Origin of the sequence: Bacillus sp. JJ1764, from assembly GCF_036962145.1 — a bacterium.
In the GTDB taxonomy this organism is placed as follows: Bacteria; Bacillota; Bacilli; order Bacillales; family Cytobacillaceae; genus Neobacillus.
The window spans coordinates 1-5,794 of the sequence record NZ_JBALNY010000257.1 but is presented as its reverse complement, the minus strand read 5'-3'; the positions used below and the strand labels follow the sequence as shown (position 1 = coordinate 5,794).

General features: G+C 42.0%; 4 protein-coding genes and 1 pseudogene. All 5 read right to left on the bottom strand.

Features of this window, described 5'->3' with window-relative positions:
• Window positions 1-126 precede the first annotated feature (126 nt).
• On the bottom strand, window positions 127-1,026 hold the full coding sequence (gene nikC, locus V7083_RS23570) for a nickel transporter permease (RefSeq protein ID WP_335482640.1): 900 nt from the start codon (window positions 1,024-1,026) through the stop codon (window positions 127-129).
• A 17-nt stretch (window positions 1,027-1,043) separates the two neighbouring features.
• Window positions 1,044-2,051: an ABC transporter permease gene (locus V7083_RS23565; protein WP_335482639.1), complete on the bottom strand. Its 1,008-nt coding sequence runs from the start codon at window positions 2,049-2,051 to the stop codon at window positions 1,044-1,046.
• Window positions 2,052-2,126: 75 nt separating this feature from the next.
• On the bottom strand, window positions 2,127-3,737 hold the full coding sequence (locus tag V7083_RS23560) for an ABC transporter substrate-binding protein (RefSeq protein WP_335482637.1): 1,611 nt from the start codon (window positions 3,735-3,737) through the stop codon (window positions 2,127-2,129).
• Between the two features lie 50 nt (window positions 3,738-3,787).
• Window positions 3,788-4,731, bottom strand: a pseudogene (locus V7083_RS23555) (ABC transporter ATP-binding protein).
• On the bottom strand, window positions 4,712-5,725 hold the full coding sequence (locus V7083_RS23550; protein WP_335482635.1) for an ABC transporter ATP-binding protein: 1,014 nt from the start codon (window positions 5,723-5,725) through the stop codon (window positions 4,712-4,714). The pseudogene V7083_RS23555 and the gene V7083_RS23550 overlap by 20 nt, the downstream one beginning before the upstream one ends.
• Window positions 5,726-5,794: the final 69 nt, after the last annotated feature.

Sequence of the window (5,794 nt, the reverse complement as noted above, 5' to 3'; positions counted from 1 at the left end):
CCCCTATTGTCTTTCATCCACCCTATGAAAGACATTTCTCTCTGCCTACTAGCCCCTATCATCTTTTCATTCAAAAGGCTGCAACCTTAGCCCTACAAAAAAAAGGGTGGTGCTTGGCACCCCCCATTAGTTTTTCATTTTTGGGTCTAGCACGTCACGCAGCCCGTCTCCCATCAGGTTAAAGCCCAGAACCGTAAGCATGATGGCTATGCCTGGGAAGAAAAGGGTCCATGGTGCTTGGGTGATATAGTTTTTGGAGTCGGCAAGCATTTTTCCCCATTCAGGGGTTGGGGCTTGGGCGCCCATTCCCAAGAATCCGAGAGCCGCCGCTTCAATGATTGCAGTCGCAATTGCCAGGGTAGCCTGGACAATGACCGGCGAGATGCTGTTCGGTAGAATATGTTTTAACAGAATACGAGTGTCTCTCATGCCAATAGCCCTTGCCGCCATAATATACTCTTCCTGTTTGACACTTAACACCTTTGACCTCACCAATCGGCCAAAGTTCGGAATATTGATTACAGCAATGGCAATTAAAGCATTCTGCAAGGAAGGACCTAAGATGGATACAACCGCAATCGCTAATAGAATACTAGGAAAGGCTAGCATAATGTCAAAAATCCGCGAAATAATTGTATCGACCCAGCGCCCATAATATCCCGCAATGATGCCTAATAAAGTTCCAATCACCACCGAACCCAACACTGAGAAAAATCCTACCCATAGTGAAATTCTTGCACCATAAACAATTCTTGAAAAAATGTCGCGGCCAAAATCATCGGTGCCAAACCAATGCTTACTGGACGGTGCCTGCATACGATCTGTCAAAACCTGTTCCTTAAAGCTGTATGGTGCTATAACAGGAGCAATTATTGCTAGAATGATAAAAAAGAGTACGATGATCAGTCCAACGAGGGCTAATCTGTTTTTATAAAAGGATTGAACGGCCTCCTTCCAAGGAGGTGTGTATTTTTCTTCGACAGGACGTATTGAAATATCTACCGCATTTTTTGCTAATTCGGCCACGGTTGATTCCTCCTCCTTTACTTAGAATATTTAATCCTTGGGTCGACAAATACATATAAAAGGTCTACCACCAAGTTGATCAATACGAAAATTCCGGCAATGATTAAAATTCCTGATTGGATGACAGGGTAATCGCGATATGAAATCGCGTCATATAAATATCTTCCAATTCCCGGCCAGCCGAAGATCGTTTCTGTTAAGATCGCTCCTCCTAAGAGAAGACCCGTTTGTAAGCCGATTACTGTTAACACTGGGATAACGGCATTTTTTAAAGAGTGCTTGTACACAACCCAGAACATGCGAAGACCTTTCGCTCTCGCTGTACGAATATAATCTGACTTCATCACCTCTAGCATCGTTGCCCGGGTCATTCTGGCAATGATCGCCATTGGGATGGTTGCCAGCGCTAAACTTGGTAAAATTAAATGCTGAACGACTGTCCAAAATTGATCCATTCTTCCTTGCAGTAGAGTATCGATTAAATAGAAATTAGTAATGGCTGAGATTGGATCCCTGACGTTTTCCCGTCCGGTTGTCGGCAGCCAGCCCAATTCGATCGAAAAAGCCCACTGTTCCATTAAGCCTAACCAAAAAATCGGCAAGGACACACCAACTAAGGCAAGGACCATCGCAATATAATCAAACCAGGATTTGGAGAACCAAGCACTGATAATCCCTGCATTTACCCCTACGATGACGGCAATAATCATCGCTACAACGGTTAACTCAGCGGTTGCAGCGAGAAAAGGCCAAATCTCTTGGTTAATCGGTCCTCTTGTTCGAAGAGAAATCCCTAAATCACCATGGAGTAGTGATTGAATATAATCAAAATATTGTATGTACCACGGCCGGTTCAATCCTAATTCCTGCGTTAGCTTGGCAATCGAATCAGCGGTAGCGCGTTGACCTAATATCACCTGGGCCGGGTCACCCGGGATTGCATGAATAATAGCAAAAACAACCAGCGTCATACCAAATAATACGGGAATTAAGGATAGGATACGGCGAATTGAATAAGTGAACAATGGTTTTCACCTCTTTGTTAAAAGCGTTAAGGTAACGAAAGGGGAGGAAAAGCATCCCTCCCCTTTCATAAAAAATTATTTGAATTCTACTTTCGTCAACGGTTCAGAGCCAGTTGGGTGCGGCAAGTAGTTCATTACATCTTTTGATGCTGCAAGTAATGGCACAGAGTGAACGAGTGGCACCCACGGAGCATCATCATGGATGATTTCCTGAGCTTTTTTGTAAAGCTCATTTCGCTTAGCTTGGTCTGTTTCTGTTTGCGCCTGGATTAAAAGGTTATGAAGCTCGTCATTGCTGTAGTAAGAGTAGTTGTTACTGCCAATGCTGTCTTTATCAAGCAATGTGTATAAGAAGTTATCAGGGTCTCCGTTGTCGCCTGTCCAACCTAGCATAAACATGCCAAATTCGCCTTTTCTAGCTTTTTCTAAATAAGTAGCCCAGTCAACAGATTGGATTTTTGCTTTAATGCCGATTTTGCTTAAGCTTTCTTGGATGACCTCAGCAACTTTTTGTGCTTCAGGCATGTATGGACGTGCTACAGGCATTGCCCATAAATCAATGTCAAAGCCTTTCTCATAGCCAGCTTCTTTCAATAATTCCTTTGCCTTATCTAGGTCATATTCATAAGGCTTAATTGCATCGTTATAGCCTTCGATAGAAGGAGGCATTGGATTGACTGCAGCTTCTGCCTTTCCACCGTAGAATGCTTTAATGATTGATTTTTTATCAATCGCATGGTTAATCGCTTGACGAACCAGTTTGTTATCAAGTGGCTTATGAGTGGTTGTTAAACCAATATAACCAATATTCATAGATGGGCGCTCAATGACTTGAAGCTTATCGTTAGCCTTAACTGTTGCTTCATCTGAGTTATTTAAACCATCCATAACGTCAATTTCCCCGTTAGAAAGAGCATTAAGACGTGCTGTATTTTCCGGAATTACACGGAAAATTATTTTGTTTAGCTTAGGTAAGCCTTTTTGCCAGTAATCAGGGTTCTTTTCAAGCGTAATGGTATCGTTTTGTTTCCATTCAACAAATTTGAATGGTCCCGTTCCAACTGGATGACTTCTGAAATCATCACCATATTTTTTTACTGCATCCGGACTGGCGATTCCAAACGGAGACATCGCCAAGTTTTTCAAGAATGGTGCTTGTGGTCTTTTTAAAGTAAATTGAACGGTGTAGTCATCTACTGCTTTCACTTCTTTAATGACATGGCCTTCATCGTTTACATATCCACCAAACATGGTGTAGTAAGGGAATTTGTCTTCGTTGCCGTTCATCCAACGGTTAAAGTTAAATACAACCGCTTCTGCATTAAAGGCAGTACCATCATGGAATTTAACCCCCTGGCGAAGCTTGAAAGTATAGGTTAAGCTATCTGCGGATACCTCCCAAGATTCTGCAAGACCTGGATGAATTGTCGTATCTTGATCACCGTAGTTTACTAGGTTCTCAAAAATATTATCTGTTACTTTAAAGGTTTCGCCTTCGGTTGTGGTGATTGGGTCTAAGGAAGTGGAATCACCGCCACGTCCATATACAAGAGTATCTTTTTTAGAACCGCCATTTGAGGCATTATCCTTTTTGCCTCCTGTTTCTTGGTTAGATTTGCTGCAGCCTACCAAGAACATGCTGATTGCTAATAAGGCAATCAATAGTACTTTTATTGATTTTTTCATATCCTTCTTTTTACCCCCTATGTTTCATTTTTTATCATAATTGCTGCATGTTAGTTGTCATATAGATGACATGCAACATAATGACCATTAAGGTTTTGTTCCACTGGACGAACAGTCTTACAAATGTCCATGCATTCCCCGCACCTAGTATGGAAGGCACAGCCTGAAGGAGGATTTGCCGGGCTTGGCAATTCTCCCTCTATTAAAATCGTATTCTTCTTTATATCCGGATCAGGAATTGGAACCGCTGACAATAATGCCTTTGTATAGGGATGTTTTGGATTTTCGTATAGTTCTTCACTCTCGGCTAATTCTATTAGTCTGCCTAAATACATAACACCGACACGATCACTGATATGTCTGACTACACCCAGATCATGGGCAATAAAGATGTATGTTAGTTGAAATTCTTTTTGAATATCTTTCATTAAATTTAGAACTTGTGCCTGAATCGAGACGTCAAGGGCTGAAACTGGCTCATCGGCAATGATTAGCTTTGGCTTGGTCATTAAAGCTCTTGCGATACCGATCCGCTGACGTTGACCGCCACTAAATTGGTGCGGATAGCGCTTGGCGTGATAACTGCTTAAACCGACAACCTCAAGCATTTCCTTGACCCGTTTTTGCCGCTCTTCCTTTGTTCCAATCCCATGAACAATCAGCGGCTCTTCCAGGATTTTTTCAACGGAATGTCTCGGATTCAAGGATGCATATGGATCTTGAAAGACCATTTGAATGTCCCTGCGTATTTTTCGTAATTCCGATTTGGACATTCTCGTAATCTCTTTGTCTTCAAACATGATTTTTCCATCACTAGCTNNGTTGTTGATTTTCCGCAACCACTTTCACCAACAATGCCCAAAGTCTCTCCTTTTTGAACATAGAAAGATACGTCATCGACTGCCTTTACCTCACCTTGTTTTCTGCCTAACAGGCCGCCGGTGAGCGGAAAGTATTTCTTTAGTCCATTTACTTCAAGTAGTAGCTCCGACATGCTTGTCGATTCCCCCCTTCAATGTATGCAGGAAGCAGCGCACTTCATGTCCATCTTTATCCGATGAATAAATTTCTGGTGATTCGTGATGACATTTTTCAAATGCTTCCGCACATCTTGCGGCAAATTTACATCCCTGCTTTACTGCTCCTGGTGCTGGCACTGTTCCCGGAATACTATAGAGGCGGTCTTTTTTCTCACTTAGGACCGGAACAGATTTTAGTAAACCTTTCGTATAGGGGTGCTGTGGATTTTTTAAGATCGTTCTTACGTCTCCCTGCTCTACAATTTGCCCTGCATACATTACAATCACACGCTGGCAGATTTCAGCTACCACGCCAAGGTCATGTGTGATGAGGATGATAGAAGTATTGGTTTTTTGATTTAAATCTTTCATTAATGCTAAGATTTGGGCTTGGATGGTAACGTCAAGTGCTGTGGTAGGCTCGTCTGCAATTAATACCCGAGGATTACAAGCCATAGCCATGGCAATCATGACGCGCTGTCTCATTCCGCCAGACAGCTGATGAGGATGTTCTTTAAGAATCCCCTCTGCTCTAGGAATTCCTACTAGTTTAAGTAATTCAATACTCCGAACCTTTGCTTCTGCTTTTGAAAGGTTGGTATGTAAGCGAATGCCTTCCATCAATTGATTACCTATGGAAAAAAGCGGGTTTAATGATGTCATGGGCTCCTGGAATATCATTGAAATTTGGTTCCCCCGGATTTTGCGCCAATCTTTTTCAGGTAAATGGGTTATATTTCTACCATTAAAAATAATGTCCCCTTGTTCAATTTTTCCTGGGGGCGAAGGAATAAGACCCATCGTGGCTAAAGATGTAACACTTTTGCCGCTACCGGATTCACCAACGATACCAAGGATTTCTCCATCCTTCAGTTCAAAGCTAACCCCATCCACGGCAGGCAGAAACTTTTTTCCGGTTTGAAACGAAACTCTTAAATCGTTGATCCGCAATATAGGTTCTTTACTCACATTTACACCTACTTTTAACAATTCTATTGATTTCATTAAATTAGTTGTAAATTATTATTCTAATTTAAT

Coding starts and splice junctions, on each gene's coding strand:
- V7083_RS23560 (WP_335482637.1), bottom strand. CDS start 3,737: ATGAAAAAATCAATAAAAGTACTATTGATTGCCTTATTAGCAATCAGC.